Raw genomic sequence first — 21757 nt, 5'->3', positions numbered from 1 at the left:
GCCTTACAACACACTTGCCGGGTCGAGTTTGGCCAAGTCGCTGGCATCCAGCACTTCGGGGGCGTGCTCGTACAGGCGCGGGATGCGGTTGCGCAGACAGGTGAAGACTTCATAACTGATGGTGCCGGCGGCTCTTGCCCAATCATCGGCGGTCGGCTCGCCGAACTCTTCGCCGCGCCCGGGACCGAACAGCAGCACGGTATCGCCTTCAGCAACGCCAAGTTCGGCGGCCGAGCCGTGCAGGTCGAGAATGAACTGATCCATGCACACGCGCCCCGACACATGGAATACCTTCGGTCCCTGCTTGGTCATCACACGCACCGGGCCACCGGGCTTGCTGACATGCTTGGCGCCGTCGATGTTGAAGCCGGAGGCGGAGCGGTGGATGCCGTCGGCGTAACCGAGCGGCACGATGGCCGTGGAGGTGCCTTCCTCGGTCAGATAGGTGCGCCCATAGGAAATGCCGTGGCCGACTTCGACACCCTTGACAGTGCCCAACTGCGCCACCAGACGCATGGCCGGTTTGAGGCCGTATTTGGACGGCGTGCCCATCGCCGGATCCGGTTCGTATCCATACAGCCCGATGCCCGGGCGGGTGAGGTCGAAATGAATTTCGGGGCGGTCGAGTGTGGCGGCGGTGTTGGCCAGGTGGCGAATCTTGGGCGGAATGCCGGCCTGTTCCATACGCTTGGTGAATTCATTGAAATTGTCGATCTGCCGCTGGGTGGAGGCCACGAACTCGGGGACGTCGGGGCTGTCGGCTACCGCCAGATGGCTCCATTGGCCGACGATTTCGATGGTGCCCTCCTTCCCCAGCGCAACGAGTTTGGCGAGTGCGGCCTCAAAACCTTCAGGAGTGAAACCGTTGCGCCCGAAGCCGGAGTCGACTTTGACATGCACGCGCGCCGGCTTGCCCAGTTCACGAGCCGCCGCGGCCACGGCGTCGATGCCAGGCAGGGAGCCGACTGACACATCGATGTCGTTGTCGATCAGCTCGTCGAACGGCGCGGCGGTGCCGTTGTACACCCACGTCAGTATGCGGCAACGATCAGCCCCAATGCCAAGGCGGCGCAACAACAGCGCCTCATGCGATTGGGCGGTGCCCAGCCAAGTCGCGCCGCCGGCCAAGGCCGCGAGCGCCGCGGGTAACAAGCCATGCCCATAGGCGTCGGCCTTCACCACACCCATCACAGCGGTGGGCGAATCAGAGCCGCCAACCATGTCGACAAGGTGGCGCATGTTGTCGCGCAGCGCCCTCAAATCGACGATGGCCTGCGCTGGGTATTGGCGACGCGCGGCCTCATAGTTGGCTTTGCCTTGTTCGGATGAGAAGTCGATGTCCGGTGCTGCGTTCATGCTCATAGGCACCTATTGTCGCGCGCGATTGTGACGAACGGGCTGTGAATCGCCGTGCATCGACGCAAATCGCGGCCAAAAACCTACCATTCGTGGCGCTGGTAGGCGATGCGCGTGGTGTCCGTCGGGCGGTCGATCAGCTCAATCAGCCCGCAGCGGGCGAACCCGCTCGATTCGAGCACATGCTGCATGGCTTTGTTGTTGGGATGGGTGTCGGCGCGCACGTTGCCGTAATGCTGCAGCGCCCACTTGATGCATTCGCGCGCGGCGTGGCGCACCAAACCGGATGAGGCGATGCGGTGGATCGTCACGTAGCCGTCGTTGTCGAGCCACGCCCCGTCGATGGTCTGATATGTGGGATCTTCACCGGGGCACACCGCGAATTGGGCCAAGATGCGTTCCCGACCGTCCTTGGTATCGACAAGCAGCATGGTGCGTTGATTGGCGATGTCGTCGCGCACCACCGCTTCACGCGGGAACTCATGCCCCCACTGGGTCGGATTGCCATTGGCGGCCATCAGCTCACGGGCACGCTGGTAATTCGCCTGTATCTGCGCCAAATCGCGCATGGTGGCGTGGCGAAAGCGCCGCGTGGACGCTTTGCGCTCATTGCTTGCTGCGCTTGTCACGACAACACCTTCCCGATTCGGCTGGCTCAACAGTTACCGACGGCCAAACCTACCACTGTGGGGGCACAACGGGATCGATAAGCGGTAGGGTTATAGACCCAAAAACAGCTCGTGGATGCGGGAGTCGTCGGTGAGTTCGGGGTGGAACGCGGTGGCGAGGATGTTGCCTTGGCGCAACCCGACCGCATGGCCGTTCACCTCGGTTTCGACGCTGGCCTTGGCTCCCACCGACACAACGAACGGCCCGCGGATGAACACCAGCGGGAAGTCTTTGATGCTCTGACCGAAATCGGCGGTGGCGGCGAAACTGCCGAGCTGGCGGCCATAGGCGTTACGGCGCACCACGGCGTCGAGCGCGCCGAAATACACATTGGGGTCGTTGTCAAGCTTACTGGCCAAGAGGATCATGCCAGCGCAGGTGCCGAGCACCGGCTTGCCGGCGGCGATATGCGCGGTGATCGGCTCGAACAAGCCAGTGGAGCGCAGGAGCTTGCCTTGGGTGGTGGATTCGCCACCGGGCAGGATCACGCGGTCGACGGATTCGTCGAAGTCCTCGGCGGCGCGCAACAGCTTCCATGGCGCGCCGAGCTTGTCGAGCATGGCGGCATGCTCCGCGAAGGCACCCTGCACGGCGAGAATGCCCGTCACGCCATGGCGTGCGGCCTCGACGTCCTCGGAATGTTCCTTGGAAATGTATTGGACGGCAACAACCATAGGTCACTCACCGCGCGCGGCCATGATGGTTTCGATTTCGTCCTCGTTGATGCCGACCATGGCCTCGCCCAGGTTGGCGGACAGCTCGGCCAGCAGGTCGGCGTCCTGCCAGTTGGCGGTGGCTTTGACGATGGCGGCGGCGCGCTTGGCCGGGTCGCCGGACTTGAAGATGCCCGAGCCGACGAACACGCCCTCGGCACCCAGTTCCATCATCAACGCGGCATCGGCCGGGGTGGCCACGCCGCCGGCGGCGAAGTTCACCACAGGCAAGCGGCCGTTGTCGTGCACGTATTTGGCCAAGTCGTAAGGCACGGCCAGCTGCTTGGCCGCCTCATACACCTCGTCGTCGCGCAAGGCCTGAAGTTCGCGGATCTGCTTGTTCATCGTACGCATGTGGCGCACGGCCTGAATCACGTCACCAGTGCCCGGCTCGCCCTTGGTGCGGATCATGGCCGCGCCTTCGGCGATGCGGCGCAGCGCCTCGCCCAGGTTCTTCGCGCCGCACACGAACGGCACGTCGAACTGGTTCTTGTTGATGTGATACACATCGTCCGCTGGCGAAAGCACTTCGGATTCGTCGATATAGTCGATGTCGATGGCCTGCAGAATGCGAGCCTCAGCGATATGGCCGATACGCACCTTCGCCATCACCGGAATGGACACAGCCTCCTGAATGCCGCGAATCATAGCCGGATCGCTCATGCGGCTGACGCCGCCGGCCGCACGAATGTCGGCGGGAATACGCTCCAATGCCATCACCGCGCACGCGCCCGCGTCTTCGGCGATATGCGCCTGCTCGGGTGTCGTCACGTCCATGATGACACCGCCCTTGAGCATCTGGGCAAGATTCTTGTTCAGCTCATTACGATTCTCGGCCACTTGTCGTTCCTCACAATTCCTGTGCGAATGATTACCTTCCACCATGCTACGGGCACGACACCCCGCAACATGCGCCACGACCACATTGTAGTTCGCGGCGGCAATAGCGAAACTCTATCACCGGTTCAAACGCGCGCGAATACCGGTTTTGCGCGCCGCGCACAAAATCACGGCTCCGATTTTGACGCGGCCCACAATGTCCCTTTCCTCGCGTTGGCGTAATTTTGGAAACGGCGTGCCCGATGGGTGCCACCCAATAAGTCAAACGCAACGAAAGAATACGGATCTCATGCTGACCGAATACACCACGCCCGGCTCCTCCATCGAACTTGAGTGCAGCCAAACCATTTATTCCCTGCTCAACGACCGCATCGCCCGCACCGGCGAAGATACGGTAATCGCCGCGAAGAAGCTCGGCCCGGGCCGTTGGCAGAACGTGACCGCAGGCCAGTTCCACCGCCAAGTCATCGTGGCTGCGAAAGGTCTGATTGCGCTGGGTATCGCCAAAGGCGAAGCGGTGACGCTGTTTTCAGCCACGCGCATCGAATGGGGCGTGATCGATTTCGCTCTGGCTGCCATCGGTGCCGTCAGTGTGCCGATTTACGACACCGATTCGGCATCCCAGGCGCAACGCATCCTGAACGACGCATCCGTCAAACTCGCCTTCGCCGACAACCGCGAACGCTACGACCGCCTTGATTCGGTCAAGGACCGTTGCCCCGCGCTCAAGCAAATCCTGATGATCGACGGCAACGCTTTGGGCGCGCTCGAAGGGCTTGGCGTGGTCGTCTCGGACGAGGAGTTGCATGAGCGCATCGCTTCGGTGGGCATCGAGGATTTGGCCACCATCGTCTATACTTCTGGTTCCACCGGCAATCCGAAAGGCGTGGAGCTCACCCACCGCAATTTCGTGAGCATCACTCTCGCGGCCAGTCAGGCGCTGCATGAGGTGATTCTCGATGATCACCCTCGTTTGCTGCTGTTCCTGCCGCTCGCCCATTGTTTCGCACGGTTCATCCAATACGCTTCGATTGCCTCCGACGACGGCGTGGTGGGTTATCTGCCCGACACCAAGTCGCTGTTGCCTGATCTGCGCAGTTTCGAGCCGACGTATTTGCTGGGCGTGCCGCGCGTGTTCGAGAAGGTCTATAACGCCGCCTCACACAAGGCCGGCATGGGCTTCAAGGGTCGCTTGTTCCTCAAGGCCGCCGAAGCCGCGCGCGTTTGGAGTCGCGAGGAGCAGGCCGGCAAGAAACATACGTTCGCGCAGATTGCGGATCATGCGAAATATGATGCTCTGGTGTATCGCGCGGTGCGCGGGGCTTTAGGCCCGAAGATTCGGTTTGTGGCGTGTGGCGGCGCCCCGCTGTCGCTTGATTTGGCGCATTTCTATAATGGCATCGGTCTGCCGATGATTCAGGGGTATGGCATGACGGAAACCGCCGCCCCGTTCGCGGCCACGCGTGTGGGGGACAATGTGATCGGCACCGTGGGCCAGCCCGCGCCCGGCTCGTCGGTGCGCATCGACGACGCCGGCGAATTGCAGGTCAAGGGGCCGAACGTGTTCCGGGGCTATCACAATCTGCCCGAGCAGACGGCCGAGGCATTCACTCAGGACGGGTGGCTCAAAACCGGAGATCTGGCGAGCATCGACGACGCGGGTCGCATCACCATCACCGGGCGCAGCAAGGACATCATCATCACCGCGGGCGGCAAGAACGTTTCGCCCATTCCGTTGGAGGAGGAGATCTCCAAGTGCCCCATCGTCGAACATGCCGTGGTGGTGGGCGACCAGCGCCCGTTCATCGGCGCGCTGGTGACGCTTGACCCGGAGGCATTGGCCGTGTGGCTGCCTGCGCACGGTCTGCCCGCCGACACCCCGGTGCAGCAGCTGACGACGAATGAGGCGGTGCTACTGGAAATCCAGGCTTATGTGAGCAAGGCCAACGCCACGGTGTCCCGCGCCGAATCGGTGCGCAAGTTCGCAGTGCTGCCCGAGCAGTTCACACAGGACAACAAATGCCTGACACCTTCCCTGAAAGTGGTGCGTCCCGCCGTCAACCGCGTCTTCGCCACCGAAATCAACCGCGAAATCTACAACACCAAGCGCTAATCCCCTTAAACCCACCGACATAAGGATTGAAACCCGTCACCGGAATTGACTGCCGGTGACGGGTTTCAGTTTCACAACAATCCAAAGTCCCTCACTGCCGTCCAGAAGAAGCCTCTCTCCTCATTTCCAAGGCGCGATCCTCGATGTCCTCAAAGAACAGCTCCTGCGCCCCGGCTGAACCCCTTCCATAATACCGATGGACAAGCTCGTCAATACCCATCCAACTATCCAGCCCAAGAAGATTGAACAGCTCGGCTGCATCGTCAAGATCCTTCTGAGATCTCCTATCCGACATGGCCTTCATAGCCAGCAAATAGGGTTTGGAAGCAAAAGTGACACGCAACCCATCCCGATCGAAGTAAACCTGCGGATCGTCATCCGCTACCGGCGGCATGATGTCATGAATCTGCATATTCAGCCAATCGGCGGGAACCTGATGACATTGCGCCACGCATTGTGCCGCATCGCGAATCGTCTCGTAGGGTCTGAACATGGAATCGACATCTTGCGTGGTGCGCAGACCGGGACTGTGATATGCCATGGCGGTCCCGCCATAGATGGCAATCGTGCCTGTGATGCCGCGCCCCAAGCACTCCTCGATGAGGTCGTCCAGCAATTCCATGATTTGTGTGCGGTTCATTTCCATGACAGCTCCCCGACAGGCACAATGACGTTGTATCGAGCGAACTCTTCAGCCGGCTCGGTCATGGAACGACATATCTTGCGCAGTGGCGTCCATGGCTCTTCGAGACGCAACCCGCGCTCCGATGCCCTCCCCTTGTCCCAATGCTGATAGTCATAAAGCCCCGCCAGAAACGCGCTCCAGTTGGCATCCATGCCATTGGTGACCATGGCGAAATCAGAAGCCTGTTTGTCCGGAAACTCCAGCAGATTCCGCATGCTCGCCGAAATGTGGGTCCATTGGTCGGCGGAACCGGAATAGCGATTGATCGTATCCACAAGCCCCTGCATGGACGAACCGATCAGACGCAACGTGGCTTCTTCCACGGGCGAAAGCGTGAGTTCATAACCCAGCGAACGAGCCGCTTGGCTGATTTTATTGAATGAGGGCACCGTCTTGCCGTTCAACGCCCTGGACACGACGGACTCGTCAAGATTCGCGGCACGCGCCAAGGCGGCGGCGCTCAGCCCCGTCGAGCGCATCAATTCCTTCAATATCTCATCGGCTTGCATAAATGCAAGTCTATCATGGAAACGAAATCTGCGGATTCGCAATTAAGAACAGGGTTATCCATAGGATTTATCGGCGTTCGCATGATAAGTTTCGCAACCGATCATCGGCTCGCATAGCGCAGTGGGCTGTGCGTCATTGCGATTGGCTAGAGTGGGGCGCATGGCTATTTTTCCACCTCAATCACAACAGCCTGCGCAACCTCAATCGACTTCCGAGCCGATGCGCCTGACCGTGCCCGCAAGTGCGCTGGCCGCAGAGGACGTCAAGCAGGCCGCCGCGCTGGCCGACCGCATTCGTGCGCGTTTCGCCCAGACGCTCGTCGGGCAGGACAATCTGCGCGAGGCACTGATTCTCACACTGGTGGCCGGCGGCCATATTCTCATCGAGTCCGTACCGGGCCTGGCCAAAACCACCGCCGCCCAGACGCTGGCCACCTCGGTGTCCGGCACGTTCAAGCGCGTGCAGTGCACGCCCGACCTGATGCCGTCCGATCTGGTGGGCACACAGGTCTTCGATTTCGCCACGCAGAAATTCGCCACGCGGCTCGGCCCCATCCACGCCAACTTCGTGCTGCTCGACGAGATCAACCGTTCCAATGCGAAAACACAGTCGGCCATGCTTGAGGCGATGGCCGAAGGCGCCACCACCATCGGCGGCGAGCGCATCGCCCTGCCCAAGCCGTTCATGGTGATCGCCACCCAGAACCCCATCGAGGAAGAGGGCACGTTCACGCTGCCCGAAGCCCAAATGGATCGTTTCATGATGAAGGCCGTGATGACCTATCCGAACGCCGATGAGGAGAAGCGCATGCTGGCCCTGCTCGCCGGCCGCGGCTCGGACGTGTTCGACCCGGCTCAACTGAACGAGGGGCGCATTTCGATTCGTGACGTGGAGTTCCTGCGCGCCGCCGCCAAGCGCGTGCATGTTTCCGAGGCGATCATGCGTTATGCGGTGGATCTTGCGGCCACGTCCCGCGGTGCGGGTTCGCACCCGGTGCAGGGCCTGAGCTCTCTGGTGCGTTTGGGCGCTTCCCCGCGCGCCTCGATTGCGCTGGTGCGCATCGGTCAGGCGAATGCGTTGCTCAAGGGCCGCGATTACGTCGTTCCCGAAGATATGAAGGCCGTGGTGGGCGATGTGCTGCGCCATCGTTTGGTGCTCACGTTCGAGGCGATGGCCGATGGCGTCACCGCCGATCAAGTGATTGATCGTATCGTCAAGGCGGTTCCCGTTCCATGATCGACGATCCGATCAAGGCTAGGATCGAAGTGCTGGGCACCCGCCTGAACCTTCCGACTGTAGCCAAGGCACTGGGCGTGATCGAGGGCGAACATACGTCTCGTCGCGCCGGTGGATCCGACGAGCTGATGGACGTGAGCGCCTATGAGCCCGGCGACGACGCGCGCCTGATCGAATGGAAGACCAGCGCCCGCCAAGGCCGTCCGATGGTGGTTCGCCGTGAGCGTTTGGCCACTTCGCGCGTGTGGCTGTTGCTTGATGTGGGTCGTGAGATGACCGGCTCGTGCGTTTCGGGTGAGCCGGCGTGGCAGGTGGCCGCGAATGCGCTGCGCATGTTCGCGGTGCTGTCGTTGCGCCGTTCCGACACGATTTCACTGGTGCTGGCCGACGAGTCGAGTATCACGCGTGTGCCGTTCAACGGCGGGTTCGGCCAGTTCGAGCGCACGTTGGACAAGGCGCTGAATCGCGACTGGGAACATAAGCGCAATATCGACGCATTGCTTGATTATGCTCGACGCATCAAAGATCACGAAACACTGATTGTGCTGGCCACCGACGAGCACGCGTTGAACAAGAAGCATTTGCAACAGATTCGGCTTATCGCGCGCACGCATCCGATGGTGCTGATCGACGTGGCGACGGTCAATCCCTTCGAGGCATGCCGCTCGCGCGCCGTGTTCGATGGCACCAGTTCGCGCCGTCTGCCGGCATTCTTCGCAAACAAGCGCGCCGCCGACGAGGTCGCCACGCATCGCGCCTATATGGCCACGGCGTTGGATCATGAGTTGTTGCGTGCGGGAAGCCATATGATTCATGCCGATTCGTCCGAAGCGGTGTTCGATGCGTTCGTGCGACTGGTGTCGCGCGCACTGGCTGGAACAAGCCGCAATCTGGTGCGCCCGGCCTCCGCCCCACCAATTCCAACCCAGGCAGGTGCGGCATGACCATAACGACAATCGCAACACTGGCCGTGGAATCAGACGACCTGAAGCCTGTTGAACAGATTGACATCACCACTGACCTGACCATCGTGCTAACCGTCTGCGTGCTGGCCGCGATGGCGCTGATCGCGTGCGCTGTCATACTCGCCCGTCCCCGCCGCAGCAAGCCCCAGCTGCACGCCGCCCATGTGCCCAATAAGGACAGGGCAAGATGGCAACGCCGCATCGACGACGTGCTGTTGCGCCATAAGGCCAGCGGATTGACAAGCGAACAGGCGTTCACCGAACTGGCCGCCATCTGCCGCGATTTCGCGTCCGTGAATATCGGGCAGGATATGAGCGCGCACACGCTCACCGACATTCGCCTGGAACCAAGAAACCCCTCGACTCGCAGTGGACTTGACCTGTTGCGTGTCACCATCGAGGCCCTATATCCGCCCGAGTTCGCGGATCGCACGGTGAATGCGCACGCGAGCCAGGCGAGCGTCGAAGACGCGGCCGGCTGGGTGTCCACGCTGGTGGAAAGGTGGGGACGCTGATGCAACTGAGTTGGCAATGGCCTTGGGCGGCGTTGGGCGGCGTGCTGGGCGCTCTGGCAATCGTCATATTGACGCTCGCGCTGGCCAACAGGCGCAAACCCGACGATGCGCTGCTCGTGTTCTCGCTGGATGATGATCTTGGCACCGAACACGCCTCGCATCTGTTTCGCCGCTGGCGCTGGCTGAACCGGCTGGCGGTTGCGCTCCTCGTGGTGGCGCTGGCGTTGGCGATTTCACTGATGGCGCGCCCCGCCACAGTGGATCAGAGCGAGGAACATTCGACGAGTCGCGACATCGTGCTGTGCCTTGATGTTTCCGGCTCCACTCTGCCGTATGACCGTCAGGTGATCGACACGTACCGCAGCTTGGTGTCCCACTTCCAAGGCGAGCGCATCGGCATGAGCATCTTCAATTCCACTTCGCGCACCATATTCCCGCTGACCGATGACTATGAGCTGGTCTCCAAGCAGCTTGAAGAGGCGAGCAATGCGCTGGCCGGCGTTGAATCGCAGGACAGCATCGACAAGATGAGCGACAAGGATTACCAGCGTATCGCCAACTGGCTGGAGGGCACGCAGAATCGCAAGGACACCACTTCGCTGATTGGCGACGGTGCGGTGTCCTGCGCGGCGATGCTGCCCGGATTCACCTACGGCTCCGCGGACGAGACGAACGGGCAGCGCACCCGCGCGGCGTCCATCGTGCTCGCCACCGACAATGTGGTGTCGGGCACGCCCACCTACACGCTCGAGCAGGCGCTTGACCTGACGAGCGCCGCCGACATCACCGTGGACGGCCTGTTCTCCGGCCCGAAGGTGAGCGAAAGCGAGGAGACCACCACGAATATGCGCGAACTCATCGAGGCGCATCAGGGCGTGTTTCTCACCCAGTCGGACGGCGGCAGTGTCAGCGAGTTGGTGCGCAACATCGACAAACGGCGCGACAAGGAAAGCCACCAAACCTCCCGGGCCGCGATGGTGGACGATCCCACATGGTGGGTTCCTGTCCTGGCTTTGATTGCGGCGGTTTGGCTGGTGCTGACTTGGAGGTTGAAGCGATGAGTTCATTCACACTCTCCCCCTCGCTGGGTTGGCCGGCCGGCGGCGCGATTGCCGCCGTCATGCTGCTGTTCGCCGTGGTGTCGGTGGTTCGCCATGCGTGCGGCAAGGGCGGCGACGAGACCGTGATGTCATGTGTTCGGCGCACGCTGATCTGCCTGATTATCGGCGCGATGGCACTGACTCCCAGCGTGGCGTCGGCGACGACGAGCCGCGCGGTGAACAACACCGACGTGGTGGTGGCCGTGGATGTCACCGGCTCGATGGCCGTCACCGATGCGCAATATGGTTCCGCGCAAACGGTTACCCGATTGCAGGCGGCCAAGCAGGCGGTGCAAGACCTGACTGAAGCCTATGCCGATTCAAGCTTTGCGGCTTTGCGTTTCGGCGCTTCCGGCACGCTGGATGTGCCGTTGACGCCCGACGAGGCGGCCATCAACAATTGGGCGAGCACCCTGACGCCCGAGGCGACAAGCGTATCGTCCGGCTCGTCCTTGGACGCGCCGCTCGACCAGCTGGTGACCACACTCAAGTCCATTCGAGAGGCGCACCCCGAGCATGCCATCGTGCTGTATCTGATTACCGATGGCGAGCAGACATCTTCGAAGGCGCGGCGTTCCTTCTCCACCTTGCGCAGCTACTTGAACGACGCTTTCGCGGTGGGTGTCGGCTCCACCAAGGGCGGCAAGATCCCGCTGATTCAGGACGGCATTTCCGGTAAAGACGGGACGACCGAAGAGCAGTGGGTCACCGATCCCGACACCGGCCAGCCGGGCGTTTCCGCAATGGACGAGGACAACATCAAGGATCTCGCCGACGAAATGGGCGGCACTGCGCTGTTCGTTTCGCAAAGCGACACGTTGGCGAACGGGCGTTCCGCCCAAGCGTCGAACAAGTGGAAGGTGACCGTCACCACCAAGCAGCGCACCCGTCTGACCCCGGTAATCTGGCCGCTGGCCATCGCCTTGACAGTGCTGCTCGCATGGGAGATTGGCGCGGGGGCTGTATTGTCCAGGAGGCTGCTATGAGTGCTATGGATAATCCTCCTATTGGCAGGAACATCAGGAATGCCCGCGATAATGCGCATGGCGGAGGCGTTCGCCCGCGCGCCTCGCTTGCCGTGCGCATCACCTTGGTGGTGCTGGCTGTGGTGGCGTTGTGCATGGCGGCAGTCACCGGATGGAATCTGCTCGCCGCCACGCGGTTCAATCAGGCAACGGCGGCATTGAACTTGAACCTCGCCTCCGCGAGCAAGGAGGACGCGGATCTCGACGCGTTGAGCGCGGCCCAGCAACAGACGGACGCGCAATTCCAAAACGCCGGCACCTTCGGTTTCCTGCTGCTGCCCCAACTCAGGCAATCCATCGAAACGAACGCGGAAGTCTCCCGCCAGCTTTCCGAGCGAACCCGACAGCAGATAGTCGAGCAGAAGGGTCTTGCGCAAAGCAATGGGGAGCAAACCACCTCCGACAACGGCGAGAACGCCGATGCCAAGAGTGGCGGAGCCTTAAGCGATGAGCAGAAGAAGCAGGTCGAGGATCTGCTCAAGGCGAATCAGCAATCCACCCCGTCCGATTCGACCGAACAGAACGACGAGAACAATAGCGATACCAAGAACAACCAGACCTCCAAACCGTGGTGAGCCCACAGACAAATGTGATGAAAATGTGATGAACGCGGAGGGCTTCGACCACATACCCCGTTTCGGCTGGACAAGTCCCACCCGCCTTTCGTTCAATGAAAGGTATGAACACTACATCACTATTACAAACACGAAGCCGCATACGGCTTTTCATACCGCAGAACGCCAGCGGCGGGAGCGCTTTGACCTGCGACACCGGGAGCTACAGCGCTTGCGCGTGCCACACCGTCGTGGAAAACGACCGCGTCGCCATCACCGCACTGGCGCGCAGTGACAAGGATCTGAACAACATCGCGCGTACCTCACTGGCACAAGCGCAGCAAATCGATTGGAGCGGCAACGCGGCGGACATGTACCGCAAGCGTTTGCAAACCTTCGCGGCGGCAATGGACGCCTATGACTGCGACGCGACGACCGCCGCGCGACTGGCGCAAGGAGGCGCATCATGAGTTGGCAAGTAACCGCACACGTCTACGGCGGCAAGCAGTCGTCTCCCGCCACGCAAGAGGAATACCGCGCCGCCGTCAATACGCTCAACGACATCGGGAGAGCCTTGCGCGCACGCGGCAAGCTGTGGCAGCAGTCCGTATCCGACTTGGAACAGAGCCGTTTGAGCGTGCCGTCCTGCCCCAAGTTGCAGTCGGGACTCCCCTATTCGACGAGCGGCGAACACGTCACGCTCCCCTACGATCAGCTGGTCACCACATGCAACGACAGGGCGGCATCATGCGAAAGCGTGGGAAATCAGATTAGCGACCTGTCCGATCTGCTCGTTCGCGCGCATGGCCTGTACAGCGAGGCGGAATTGCGCAGCCGCAAAATATTCAACGAAGTGGCGCAGGCCGCCACGCAGTTCAAACCCGGCTGGGCGACGCTGTTCTTGGGGTCGGTGGCCGTGGGCGGTCTGATTGGCAGTTGGATGCAAGAAGGCAAGGTGAACCCGGCCGCCGCCTCACGGGCGACGGCGCCGTTTCAGGAAGGGTATATGTCGGGCATCGGCTCGCTGCTGTCGGGGCTGCCGCTTGGCCTGGGCGCGCTGCGCACCGACGAGGTGAACAAGGCGGCGGGCAACATCAGCGGCGTGTCGGGGCCGGTGAAAAACGCCACTCAAGGCAACAAGCTCACCGTGCGGCAAGTCGAATCGAAAACGGAAGTGGTGGGTTCGTCCACCTCGGTTGCGCAGTCGTTGGAGAATCTGCGGCGGCTGGGTGAGGAACGGCTCGGTACCATCGAGCTCAACTCCGGGTTGAACTACGCCACCATCGCGATACAGCGTTATGAGCGGGACGACGGGACGAATGCGTGGCTGGTCACCATCCCCGGCACGGATGGGCAAAGCGATTCGCCGTTCGACTGGGAGCAGAACGTGGAGCTGATGAGTGGCGACGCCGAGCAACGCAAGAAAGCCGACAGCGCGCGCATGGTGGTCGAGGCGATGAAGCAGGCGGGCATCTCCTCCGACGAGCCGGTGGCTCTTATCGGGCATTCGCAGGGCGGCATTGTGGCGGCCGAGATTGCGGCCGACCAGTCGGAGCAATACAACATTCAGCATGTGGTGACGGCTGGCTCCCCCGTGGCCAACCATCCGATTCCCTCCAAGACCTGGGTGACCAGCATCGAAATCGAGGACGAGCTGGTGGCGGCGCTCGACGGCACGCAGAACCCCTCCACCGAAAACTGGCTCACCGTGCGCGGCACCGTCTCCTCTGGCCCCGATGAAACAGAGGAATCCAGCACGCCGACCTATGAGGCCGCGCCCGTGCAGGGCTCTTCCGAAAACTACGAGCTCAGCCACTGGCTGAAATACCATCAGGCCGCTTATCAGAATGCCTCCGACTTGGGGTCGCCATCCGTGCAGTCGCATGAGGAGCATTTCAAGCAGACCATTGCCGGCACGCTGAAGGAGACGAAGTATTACGAGGGGCGCATGAGCCGTTGAGATGAAAGCATGAGTGTTAAGATTGCACGACTATTAGGGAGCGTGATTGCAAGATTGCGTGATTGTCTGAAAGCATGATTGTAGGATTACAAGAAAGCAGGAAAACAAGAAAACAAGATTGCAAGCAAGCGCGTGAAGAGGGGCTGGAACCATGCTGATGGCCGTCGATATCGGGAACACGAACATTATCATCGGATTGCTCGAAGGCGAGCGCATCGTCGGTTCATACCGCATCACCACCAAGGCGGCGCACACCTCGGACGAATACGGGCTGATGCTCACACAGTTTCTGGCTTTGAGCCATTACGCAATCGACGACGTGGACGATGTGATCGTCTGCTCGGTGGTGCCGAAGGTCATGCATTCGTTCCGCGCGTCAATCATCAAGTTTTTGGGGCTGGAGCCGATGGTGGTCGGTCCCGGCGTCAAAACCGGCATCAACGTGCGTATCGACGATCCCAAAACGCTCGGCTCGGATTGCCTGGCCGATTGCGCGGGCGCCTATCACACTTACGGCGGGCCGGTGCTGGTGGCGGATTTCGGCACGGCCACCACGTTCAATTACGTGGATGGCGCGGGCACAATTCGTTCGGGATACATCACCACCGGCATTCGCACGGGCGCGGAGGCTTTGTGGGGGCAGACCGCCCAGTTGCCGGAAGTGGAGATCGTCAAGCCTGATTCCATTCTGGCGACGAACACGCGCACGGCCATGCAGGCGGGGCTGTATTACACTTTCCTGGGCGGTTTGGAGCGTTCGATCCGCCAGTTCAGGGAGGAAATCGACGAACCGTTCCAAGTGATCGCCACCGGCGGGTTGGGGCGCATCTTCGCGGATGACACCGACGAAATCGACATCTACGACCCCGACCTCATCTTCAAAGGCATGGCCGCCATCTACGCCCGCAACACGCGCTAAGTCCCCGACTCGTTTATGCCTGTTTCAAGATGCGGCTTCGCGCTCCATTTGGACGAATTGGCGGACAGAGGAGGCAACGGAATAGTGCTCACGGGTGTGGGCCGCATAGCGGGCACCCCATTCGGCGAGTTCGCACGGGTGGTCAATCCACCAATCGATGCGGCGGGCGAGCATTGCGACATCGCGCACGCCGAACAGCGACTCGTCCAACAGCGCGAACTGGCTGGCGGCGGATAGCTCCGAGGTGGCGATCACCGGCACCAGGCCGCACGCCATCGCTTCGATGACGCTGATCGATTCGATGTCGGCGATGGAACAGTGCACGAACAAATCGCACGAACGCAGCAACTCCGGCATCTCGGCATTGGGATGGAAACCGATATCGGCCTTGCGAGCGAGCAGACGGTTCGCGCGGAACGTCAGATAGCGCTTCAGCGGGCCGGTGCCCGCGATGATCAGCTGGATATCGCCGGCGTGGCGGCTCATCGCAACGGCCTTGATCAGCGTGATGTGATCCTTCTCGTGGGCGAGCCTGCCAGAGGCGATGATGCGGAACGGCACGTGCGGTTCGGCTTGAACATCGGCTTGAGGCTCGGAAGTCTCGCGGGCGGTGAACCGCGGCGCGTAGCCGTTCGAGATGACGTGCAGTTTCGCCCGATACCCATGCTCGCGCAACAGGCTGGCCGTCATTTCGGTGGGCGTGTGGATATGCGCGATGTCGTGATACAGCCACCTGTTGAACAGCCAGTAGATGAAACGTTGCGCACCCGGAATGAGACGCAGGGGACCTGCCGAATACAGCACATTTTCGGGCTGCACATGGTAGCCGGCGGTGACGGGGACGCCCATCGTTCGCGCAACATGAGCCGCACGCCGCCCGAACGCGAACGGCGTGTAGATATGCACCACGTCCGCACCCTCGAAGGCCTTGCGAAACAGCGTGTCGCTGGGCTCGGCGAATTGCATCTGCTGTTTGGCCGCCACCCACGAGACGAGCGGCACCCTGCGCACGCGCGCCGGGTATTCGGCGGAACCGATGCCCACCAGCCGCACCGTGTGACCTTGCCTGCGCAGCTCGGCGGCCCACTGCAACGCCGAGTTCGAGGTGCCATTGCCTTGATTGCCCACGGTGTCCACCACCAGGGCGATCACCAATGGGCGGTCGGTTGTTTTCTCCCGGCTCTGTTCTCTCATGGGACTTATGGTACGCCGGTCGGTTGTCTGCAGCGGGCGCCAAGTGGTTATCGCCGCCCGCAGCGTTTGCCGCCGACGCCCGGCTGACCGGACGGACCCCAGGGGCCGCGGCCTTCTTCGCGCAACGTGTGCAGGTGATGCTTCATCGCCACCAGCATGATATGCGCGTCCTCCAGCCCCAGGTGCCGCTCGGACTGGGACGGCGCCAACGCGCCCTGCCGCTTGGCGTAGGCGTCAAGCGTATTGTCACCGAAGGGGTGCGCCGCGCTCGACTTCGAGCCCGAATCCCACTGGCGGCTCATCGGCATGGTGTCCACGATGGTGATGTTGCCGGCGCGATATGCCTCCGCATATCCGGCCACGTTGAGCATGAAGAAGCCGTGCTCGAAAGCGGCATTATGCGCCACATACGGCTGGCGCACCAAGCGTTGCAGCAAACCGGACTGAGCCTCCGCCCACTCGTCGAACGGCTTCAAACCGCTGCGCGGCCCGCGTTCGCGCACGTCGATGCCCGTCAGGTCGAGGATGAACGGGTTGCCGTGGCGGGCGTTCGCCTCGGGCACGCCGAAGCTCAGGCGCGACTGGCCGTAAGCGTCGCCGGGCTCGTAATCCGACTGTTCGTAGCCGCAACTCGCGGGCGCGTTGGCCGGCTTGGGCGAGGCCATGTTCATATATTCAAACCCCACATCGATGATGTAGACGCGCGCCGGGTCGGTGCCGCTGGTTTCGATGTCGATGCCCATGACGGTGTCGATATCGCGGCCGGGCAGGTAGACGCTGCGCCAATCGGCCTTGGGGCCGTCCGCCTCGCCCGCCGGTTGACGCGACCGCTCGGAGCCGGGCGCGGTGGCACCGGAAAGATTCGCCCGCGCCACAAGGTTCTCGGTGTCGTGGCGCTGACGACGCTCGGTTTTGCGGCGTTCGGCGCGCGCGACGAGAATCTGGGCGGTGCGGTCTTTGAGATCGTCGAGGTTCACACTGGCCAAGGCATCCAAGCCGGCATCCGAATCGACATCCAGCGTGCCTTGGTCGGGGTTGGCGCGAGAAGCAGCACCCCGCGGTGCGCTGAGCACGGCGGCCGTCCCCTTGCCCTGGCGCTTGTACGTCACGTTCCACAAACCCCGCGCCTGACCTTCGTCGATCAACAGGCTGATTTCGTCGTTCAGGCGGCGGTTCGCATAGGCGAGCGCGCGCGGGAGGCGATATGAATCGACGAGACGGTCGAAGTCCATCATGAATGCGGTGTTGCACTGGGCGATGATGGCTTCAAGCCGCTCGCGGGTGGCGTAATCGGCTTTGAGGGCGTCGTGGAGTTGCTGCGGGGTGAGCGCGGCGGGATCACCCGGCGCGGATTGCGGGTGGCTCGCCTCGGCAGTCGTCACAGCCGATGCGAGCGAGCCGATGCCGCCGGCCAAGTCCAGCCCGCGCACCCAATCCCAGTCGATGGGGTTGTTATCGGCGTCCTTGGGCATGACAAGTTTCCACTGTTCGATGTCGTTCTTCGCTTCGTCCTGCCAGCCCATACGCCTGACGTTCCTTTCACTGCATGTTGACTATCTGCACCATACACAACCGGACAGCTTCGCCCAACCGCCCTACAGGTCGAACCCGAGTTCGGCGGCGGCCTCGGTGGGGACGGGATCGTTGCACCAGTAGTCTTCGAGGTTCTCGTAGGTGGCCAGGGATCGAATCTCGGCCTTGTCGATGTAGAGTTCGCCGCTTAAGTGGTCGGTCTCATGCTGGAAGATGCGCGCCGGCCAGCCGTGCATGCGCTCCTTGTGATGCTTGCCGCTTTCGTCGTCCCATTCGGCCTCGATGTCGAGCCAGCGGCGGCGCACGGCCTGATAGCCGTCGAAGCTCAGGCATCCCTCGTAGAAGCTGCGGGTTTCATCGCCCACGGGCTTGTAGGAGGGGTTGATGATGACATGGAACGGCAACTCCGCGATTTCGCGCGGGTCGTCGGCGTCGTCGCGCACGTGGTCTTCGAGCACGGCCAAGGCGAGGCCGAGACCGATTTGGGTGGCCGCAAGCCCCACGCCGGGCGCTTCGAGCATGGTGGTGTGCATGGCATCGATGAGTTTGGACAGTGTGCGCTTGGACAGCTGGCCGGTGTATCGGGCCGTCTGTTGGCGCAGCACCGGCTCGCCCGCCTGCACGATGGGCAGGAGTTTGTCTTTGCCGCCGGTTTTGATGAGCCGTTCGACAGCGCGGTTCAGTTCAAGATCGACTTTGGAATTATGCGCGAACATTGTCTCTCCTACAGCGTGCCCTACAGCGCGAGTTCGCTGGCGACGACTTTGGCCAGGCGGTCGCACACTTCGTCGGCCTGCTCCTGGGTGGCGGCTTCGGCCATCACGCGCACCAGCGGCTCGGTGCCGGAGGGGCGCAACAGCACGCGACCCGTCTCGCCCAACAGCGCCTCTTCCTTTTCGACGGCCTTCAGCACGGCGGCGTTCGTCTTGGCGGCCATCTTGTCGACGTTCGGCACATTGACCAGCGTCTGCGGCAACTGCGGGAAGTCGGCGGCGAGTTCCTTCAGGCTCTTGCCCGAGCGCATCACCTCGTTGCACAGGGTCAGCGCCGTCAGCGTGCCGTCGCCGGTGGTGGCGAATTCGCGGTTGATCACATGCCCGGACTGCTCGCCGCCAAGCGAATAGCCGCCCTTGAGCATCTCCTCAAGCACGTAGCGGTCGCCCACGCTTGTCTGCACGGCGGTGATGCCCATGTCTTTCAGGGCGAGTTTCAGGCCGAGATTGCTCATCACGGTGACGACGAGCGTGTTGTGGGCGAGCTTGCCTTCGCGCTGCTTGGCGCGCGCCAGAATGCCCATGATCTGATCGCCGTTGACCATGTTGCCGTCCTCGTCCACCGCCAAACACCGGTCGGCATCGCCGTCGAAGGCCACGCCCATCGCGGCATCGGAGGCCTTGACCATGGCCTGCAACTGCTCGGGGTGCGTGGAGCCGGCGTTCTTGTTGATGTTGTATCCGTCCGGCGAGGCGTTGATCACGATCACGTCCGCACCGGCGCGACGCAACGCTTCGGGAGCCACCACGGATGTGGCACCATTGGCGCAATCGGCCACGATTTTCAAGCCTTTCAACGGCGTGGACTGCGTTTTGTCGGCATCGAGCGGGGCGATCGACGACACCAGATGGTCGATGTACAGATTGGTGGCCGTCACGGTGTCGTGGCTCACGCGCCCCACACCCGCGCCAGTCGGGCGCTCCCAATCGCCCCCGAGCACGGTTTCAATCTCATCCTCCTTCGCGTCCGGCAGTTTGAAACCGCCGCGAGCGAAGAACTTGATGCCGTTGTCGGGCATGGGATTGTGGGAAGCGGAAATCACCGCGCCCATCTCCACGTTGAGCACGGAGGTCAGATATGCAACGCCGGGAGTGGGAATGATGCCCGCGTCGATCACATCGAACCCGCCCGCGCTCATGCCGGCGGCCAACGCCGAAGCCAGGAAATCGCCGGACACGCGGGTGTCTCGCCCCACCAGCGCACGGCGACGCCCCTCGGGCTGATCGTCTTTCGTGCGACTGTCCCCCAGCACGCGCACGGCGGCGTCTCCCAAATCGAGCGCCAACTGCGCGGTTAAGTCCCTATTCGCCAATCCGCGGACACCGTCGGTTCCGAACATACGTGGCATAAGTCTGAACGCCTCGCTATCTCAAGTTGTATTGCCAATGTCAAGTTGTATTGCCAATGCACCATCGTACCCAACAGGGTTCGCCACGCGCGTCACGGCAAGACATTTCGCACATTTTTACAAAACAGAACATCACGGTAAGGTGGGAAACATGCAGTATTTTGAACGCGAAATTGAAGGTATTGACGGTAGTGTTGCCAAGTTTGTGGGATATTGCTTGGACAACAGTGAGGAAGTCGACCCGGAGCGCACACGTCCCGCCGTGCTCGTCATTCCCGGCGGCGGCTACGAAATGACCTCGGATCGCGAGGCCGAACCCATCGCCATACGGTTCCTCTCCGCCGGCTTCAATGCGTTCGTTCTGCGTTATTCGGTGTGGCCGTCCGTGTTCCCCACCGCCCTGCTTGAAGCCGCCGAAGCGATGAGGCAGATTCGCCAGAACGCAGCCCAATGGCATGTCAACCCGAACCATATCGCCGTGCTCGGCTTCTCGGCGGGCGGCCATCTGGCGGCGAACCTGGCCACCAGCGCCTCGGACGACGTGATGCGCGAACACGGCTACGCCCCGGATGCCGTGCGCCCCAACGCCCTGATGCTCGCCTATCCGGTCATCACTTCCGGCCCGCTCGCCCACCGCGGCAGTTTCGATCATCTGCTGGGCGACAAGAAAGCGGACCAGCAAGCCTTGGACGCCGTTTCCATCGAGAAGCACATCGACGCCGCAACACCGCCCGTATTCGTCTGGCACACCATGCCGGACGATTGCGTGCCCGTCGACAACACGCTGATGCTCATTCAAGCCTGCAAGGCGGCGGGCGTCAGCGTGGAGGCGCATCTCTTCCCCCAAGGCGGCCACGGGTTGGCGCTCGGCACCGAAGAGACCGCGTGGCACGGAACCGATGGCATAGAAAAGTGCGTCCAATCCTGGCCCCAACTCGCTTTCCAATGGATTGAACGCACTTTCGTCTAATTCTCGCTTGCCCATAGATTGTAAATGGCGCAACTGTTCACGCGCCGCGCCGGGCCGGTTCTATGCCGACTCTATGTGCTCGCTCACGTATTCATTTCAAAAGAATCGGCCATTCGGTCGGGGCTTTCGTAGTTGCCGCCGTCCTGTTGCGCCGTCTGGCTTTCGCATGCCTGCGCTTTCGCCTGTAAACGGTCGACTTGCTGTTCCAATTCATCGATGCGCCGCACCTGCTGATAGATGAGCAGATCACGCATATCGATGGCTCCGCTTCGTGAAGAGGTCGGGAAGGCTATCGCACGCGGGTGCATCTCGCCAGAGAGGGAGCTCGACTTGTCCGCTATCTCAGACAATCCCCCGGACAGTGATGTGCTGGTATAGGTTCTCTGGCGATCATCCCTATAGAAATCGGAACTCTTCCACCTGGAAAAGCACCGTTCGATGCGCTTGTATCCAATCAGAGCCGGGTCAAGTCCCGCCTCACGGAACAGCTTCACCGGAGATTCGCCGTTCTTGTATCGTTGCATACACCGCACCTTGAAATCTTCCGCATAGATGATTCGTCTTGGTGTTGCCTCGGCAACGGCAGGAAGTTCCTTCAAGTAGGCTACTTCCTCCAAGCTGAACATTCCTCCACCACTTGCCATATCGCCCCCTTCGGTCGTTACTGTATGTGCTTGTGGTCTGGCGCGGAACATGTCTGCCGCGCATCTTGCAGGTGTGATGTCACCCCTGTTGAGCAGTAAGAATAATGAGGCCGGTCTGGGTGCGCACACCCCCC

Annotated in this window: 22 protein-coding genes; 11 read left to right on the top strand and 11 right to left on the bottom strand. The window is 61.7% G+C overall.

Features of this window, described 5'->3' with window-relative positions; genetic code table 11:
- Nucleotides 1-3 precede the first annotated feature (3 nt).
- The 4 genes from alr to pdxS all read right to left on the bottom strand — a co-directional run bounded on the left by alr (nucleotide 4) and on the right by pdxS (nucleotide 3578).
- On the bottom strand, nucleotides 4-1362 hold the full coding sequence (gene alr, locus G1C94_RS04310; RefSeq protein ID WP_172145117.1) for an alanine racemase: 1359 nt from the start codon (nucleotides 1360-1362) through the stop codon (nucleotides 4-6).
- Between the two features lie 77 nt (nucleotides 1363-1439).
- Nucleotides 1440-1925, bottom strand: a complete 486-nt coding sequence (locus G1C94_RS04305) for a GNAT family N-acetyltransferase (protein ID WP_253902311.1) — start codon at nucleotides 1923-1925, stop codon at nucleotides 1440-1442.
- Between the two features lie 150 nt (nucleotides 1926-2075).
- Nucleotides 2076-2699 carry a pyridoxal 5'-phosphate synthase glutaminase subunit PdxT gene (gene pdxT / locus G1C94_RS04300; RefSeq protein WP_172145111.1) on the bottom strand — a complete coding sequence of 208 codons (624 nt, stop codon included), beginning with the start codon at nucleotides 2697-2699 and terminating at the stop codon, nucleotides 2076-2078.
- 3 nt (nucleotides 2700-2702) lie between these two features.
- A complete protein-coding gene (pdxS, locus tag G1C94_RS04295) occupies nucleotides 2703-3578 on the bottom strand; it encodes a pyridoxal 5'-phosphate synthase lyase subunit PdxS (protein WP_172145108.1) in 876 nt (291 codons plus the stop codon).
- A gap of 289 nt (nucleotides 3579-3867) precedes the next feature.
- Between pdxS and G1C94_RS04290 the strand changes: the two genes are divergently transcribed.
- A complete protein-coding gene (locus G1C94_RS04290; protein ID WP_172145105.1) occupies nucleotides 3868-5691 on the top strand; it encodes an AMP-dependent synthetase/ligase in 1824 nt (607 codons plus the stop codon).
- A 91-nt stretch (nucleotides 5692-5782) separates the two neighbouring features.
- Here G1C94_RS04290 and G1C94_RS04285 read toward each other — a convergent pair whose 3' ends face one another.
- Complete coding sequence (locus G1C94_RS04285) at nucleotides 5783-6337, bottom strand: hypothetical protein (protein ID WP_172145102.1); 555 nt, start codon at nucleotides 6335-6337, stop codon at nucleotides 5783-5785.
- Nucleotides 6328-6855 carry a helix-turn-helix domain-containing protein gene (locus tag G1C94_RS04280; protein WP_172145099.1) on the bottom strand — a complete coding sequence of 176 codons (528 nt, stop codon included), beginning with the start codon at nucleotides 6853-6855 and terminating at the stop codon, nucleotides 6328-6330. Before G1C94_RS04280 ends, G1C94_RS04285 begins: the two co-directional genes overlap by 10 nt.
- A gap of 190 nt (nucleotides 6856-7045) precedes the next feature.
- Here G1C94_RS04280 and G1C94_RS04275 point away from each other — a divergent pair, with 190 nt between their 5' ends.
- The 9 genes from G1C94_RS04275 (at nucleotide 7046) to G1C94_RS04235 (ending at nucleotide 15160) form a co-directional block, all read left to right on the top strand.
- The gene (locus tag G1C94_RS04275; protein WP_172145096.1) at nucleotides 7046-8122 is read left to right on the top strand and encodes an AAA family ATPase; all 1077 of its coding nucleotides are present in this window, start codon (nucleotides 7046-7048) and stop codon (nucleotides 8120-8122) included.
- On the top strand, nucleotides 8119-9066 hold the full coding sequence (locus G1C94_RS04270) for a DUF58 domain-containing protein (RefSeq protein ID WP_172145093.1): 948 nt from the start codon (nucleotides 8119-8121) through the stop codon (nucleotides 9064-9066). Before G1C94_RS04275 ends, G1C94_RS04270 begins: the two co-directional genes overlap by 4 nt.
- Nucleotides 9063-9602 (top strand): hypothetical protein, encoded by a 540-nt coding sequence (locus G1C94_RS04265; RefSeq protein ID WP_172145090.1) that lies wholly within the window; start codon nucleotides 9063-9065, stop codon nucleotides 9600-9602. Before G1C94_RS04270 ends, G1C94_RS04265 begins: the two co-directional genes overlap by 4 nt.
- Nucleotides 9602-10663: a vWA domain-containing protein gene (locus tag G1C94_RS04260; protein WP_172145087.1), complete on the top strand. Its 1062-nt coding sequence runs from the start codon at nucleotides 9602-9604 to the stop codon at nucleotides 10661-10663. Before G1C94_RS04265 ends, G1C94_RS04260 begins: the two co-directional genes overlap by 1 nt.
- Nucleotides 10660-11688, top strand: coding sequence for a VWA domain-containing protein (locus G1C94_RS04255; protein ID WP_172145084.1), 1029 nt, complete (start codon nucleotides 10660-10662; stop codon nucleotides 11686-11688). Before G1C94_RS04260 ends, G1C94_RS04255 begins: the two co-directional genes overlap by 4 nt.
- Complete coding sequence (locus G1C94_RS04250) at nucleotides 11685-12302, top strand: DUF6466 family protein (protein ID WP_253902307.1); 618 nt, start codon at nucleotides 11685-11687, stop codon at nucleotides 12300-12302. The genes G1C94_RS04255 and G1C94_RS04250 overlap by 4 nt, the downstream gene beginning before the upstream one ends.
- 182 nt (nucleotides 12303-12484) lie before the next feature.
- On the top strand, nucleotides 12485-12751 hold the full coding sequence (locus G1C94_RS04245) for a hypothetical protein (RefSeq protein ID WP_172145081.1): 267 nt from the start codon (nucleotides 12485-12487) through the stop codon (nucleotides 12749-12751).
- The gene (locus G1C94_RS04240) at nucleotides 12748-14241 is read left to right on the top strand and encodes an alpha/beta fold hydrolase (protein ID WP_172145078.1); all 1494 of its coding nucleotides are present in this window, start codon (nucleotides 12748-12750) and stop codon (nucleotides 14239-14241) included. Before G1C94_RS04245 ends, G1C94_RS04240 begins: the two co-directional genes overlap by 4 nt.
- 151 nt (nucleotides 14242-14392) lie before the next feature.
- Nucleotides 14393-15160: a type III pantothenate kinase gene (locus G1C94_RS04235; RefSeq protein ID WP_172145075.1), complete on the top strand. Its 768-nt coding sequence runs from the start codon at nucleotides 14393-14395 to the stop codon at nucleotides 15158-15160.
- A 24-nt stretch (nucleotides 15161-15184) separates the two neighbouring features.
- Here G1C94_RS04235 and G1C94_RS04230 read toward each other — a convergent pair whose 3' ends face one another.
- The 4 genes from G1C94_RS04230 to glmM form a co-directional block, all read right to left on the bottom strand.
- Nucleotides 15185-16354, bottom strand: a complete 1170-nt coding sequence (locus G1C94_RS04230; RefSeq protein WP_172145072.1) for a glycosyltransferase — start codon at nucleotides 16352-16354, stop codon at nucleotides 15185-15187.
- Between the two features lie 47 nt (nucleotides 16355-16401).
- Complete coding sequence (locus G1C94_RS04225; protein WP_172145069.1) at nucleotides 16402-17877, bottom strand: DNA polymerase III subunit epsilon; 1476 nt, start codon at nucleotides 17875-17877, stop codon at nucleotides 16402-16404.
- A 72-nt stretch (nucleotides 17878-17949) separates the two neighbouring features.
- Entirely contained in the window at nucleotides 17950-18603 is a 654-nt protein-coding gene (locus G1C94_RS04220) for a peptide deformylase (RefSeq protein WP_172145066.1), read from the bottom strand.
- Nucleotides 18604-18623: 20 nt separating this feature from the next.
- Nucleotides 18624-20009, bottom strand: coding sequence for a phosphoglucosamine mutase (glmM, locus tag G1C94_RS04215; protein WP_172145063.1), 1386 nt, complete (start codon nucleotides 20007-20009; stop codon nucleotides 18624-18626).
- Nucleotides 20010-20160: 151 nt separating this feature from the next.
- On the opposite strand from glmM, the gene G1C94_RS04210 reads away from it, so the two are divergent.
- A complete protein-coding gene (locus G1C94_RS04210) occupies nucleotides 20161-20979 on the top strand; it encodes an alpha/beta hydrolase (protein WP_172145060.1) in 819 nt (272 codons plus the stop codon).
- A gap of 83 nt (nucleotides 20980-21062) precedes the next feature.
- On the opposite strand, the gene G1C94_RS04205 is transcribed toward G1C94_RS04210, so the two are convergent.
- Nucleotides 21063-21623 (bottom strand): hypothetical protein, encoded by a 561-nt coding sequence (locus G1C94_RS04205; protein WP_253902306.1) that lies wholly within the window; start codon nucleotides 21621-21623, stop codon nucleotides 21063-21065.
- Nucleotides 21624-21757: the final 134 nt, after the last annotated feature.

The organism is Bifidobacterium panos, from assembly GCF_012932445.1.
In the GTDB taxonomy this organism is placed as follows: Bacteria; Actinomycetota; Actinomycetes; order Actinomycetales; family Bifidobacteriaceae; genus Bifidobacterium; species Bifidobacterium panos.
The sequence above is the reverse complement of the archived record's forward strand: the minus strand, read 5'-3'. Positions and strand labels throughout refer to the sequence as shown.

Excerpts from the sequence above, each read along its gene's own strand:
- G1C94_RS04255 (WP_172145084.1), top strand. The coding sequence starts at position 10,660 with ATGAGTTCATTCACACTCTCCCCCTCGCTGGGTTGGCCGGCCGGCGGC.
- G1C94_RS04265 (WP_172145090.1), top strand. The coding sequence starts at position 9,063 with ATGACCATAACGACAATCGCAACACTGGCCGTGGAATCAGACGACCTG.
- G1C94_RS04235 (WP_172145075.1), top strand. The coding sequence starts at position 14,393 with ATGCTGATGGCCGTCGATATCGGGAACACGAACATTATCATCGGATTG.
- G1C94_RS04275 (WP_172145096.1), top strand. The coding sequence starts at position 7,046 with ATGGCTATTTTTCCACCTCAATCACAACAGCCTGCGCAACCTCAATCG.
- G1C94_RS04250 (WP_253902307.1), top strand. The coding sequence starts at position 11,685 with ATGAGTGCTATGGATAATCCTCCTATTGGCAGGAACATCAGGAATGCC.
- G1C94_RS04260 (WP_172145087.1), top strand. The coding sequence starts at position 9,602 with ATGCAACTGAGTTGGCAATGGCCTTGGGCGGCGTTGGGCGGCGTGCTG.
- G1C94_RS04285 (WP_172145102.1), bottom strand. The coding sequence starts at position 6,337 with ATGGAAATGAACCGCACACAAATCATGGAATTGCTGGACGACCTCATC.
- G1C94_RS04290 (WP_172145105.1), top strand. The coding sequence starts at position 3,868 with ATGCTGACCGAATACACCACGCCCGGCTCCTCCATCGAACTTGAGTGC.
- G1C94_RS04225 (WP_172145069.1), bottom strand. The coding sequence starts at position 17,877 with ATGGGCTGGCAGGACGAAGCGAAGAACGACATCGAACAGTGGAAACTT.
- G1C94_RS04305 (WP_253902311.1), bottom strand. The coding sequence starts at position 1,925 with ATGCGCGATTTGGCGCAGATACAGGCGAATTACCAGCGTGCCCGTGAG.
- G1C94_RS04230 (WP_172145072.1), bottom strand. The coding sequence starts at position 16,354 with ATGAGAGAACAGAGCCGGGAGAAAACAACCGACCGCCCATTGGTGATC.
- alr (WP_172145117.1), bottom strand. The coding sequence starts at position 1,362 with ATGAGCATGAACGCAGCACCGGACATCGACTTCTCATCCGAACAAGGC.
- G1C94_RS04270 (WP_172145093.1), top strand. The coding sequence starts at position 8,119 with ATGATCGACGATCCGATCAAGGCTAGGATCGAAGTGCTGGGCACCCGC.
- G1C94_RS04280 (WP_172145099.1), bottom strand. The coding sequence starts at position 6,855 with ATGCGCTCGACGGGGCTGAGCGCCGCCGCCTTGGCGCGTGCCGCGAAT.
- G1C94_RS04205 (WP_253902306.1), bottom strand. The coding sequence starts at position 21,623 with ATGGCAAGTGGTGGAGGAATGTTCAGCTTGGAGGAAGTAGCCTACTTG.
- G1C94_RS04220 (WP_172145066.1), bottom strand. The coding sequence starts at position 18,603 with ATGTTCGCGCATAATTCCAAAGTCGATCTTGAACTGAACCGCGCTGTC.
- glmM (WP_172145063.1), bottom strand. The coding sequence starts at position 20,009 with ATGCCACGTATGTTCGGAACCGACGGTGTCCGCGGATTGGCGAATAGG.
- pdxT (WP_172145111.1), bottom strand. The coding sequence starts at position 2,699 with ATGGTTGTTGCCGTCCAATACATTTCCAAGGAACATTCCGAGGACGTC.
- G1C94_RS04240 (WP_172145078.1), top strand. The coding sequence starts at position 12,748 with ATGAGTTGGCAAGTAACCGCACACGTCTACGGCGGCAAGCAGTCGTCT.
- G1C94_RS04210 (WP_172145060.1), top strand. The coding sequence starts at position 20,161 with ATGCAGTATTTTGAACGCGAAATTGAAGGTATTGACGGTAGTGTTGCC.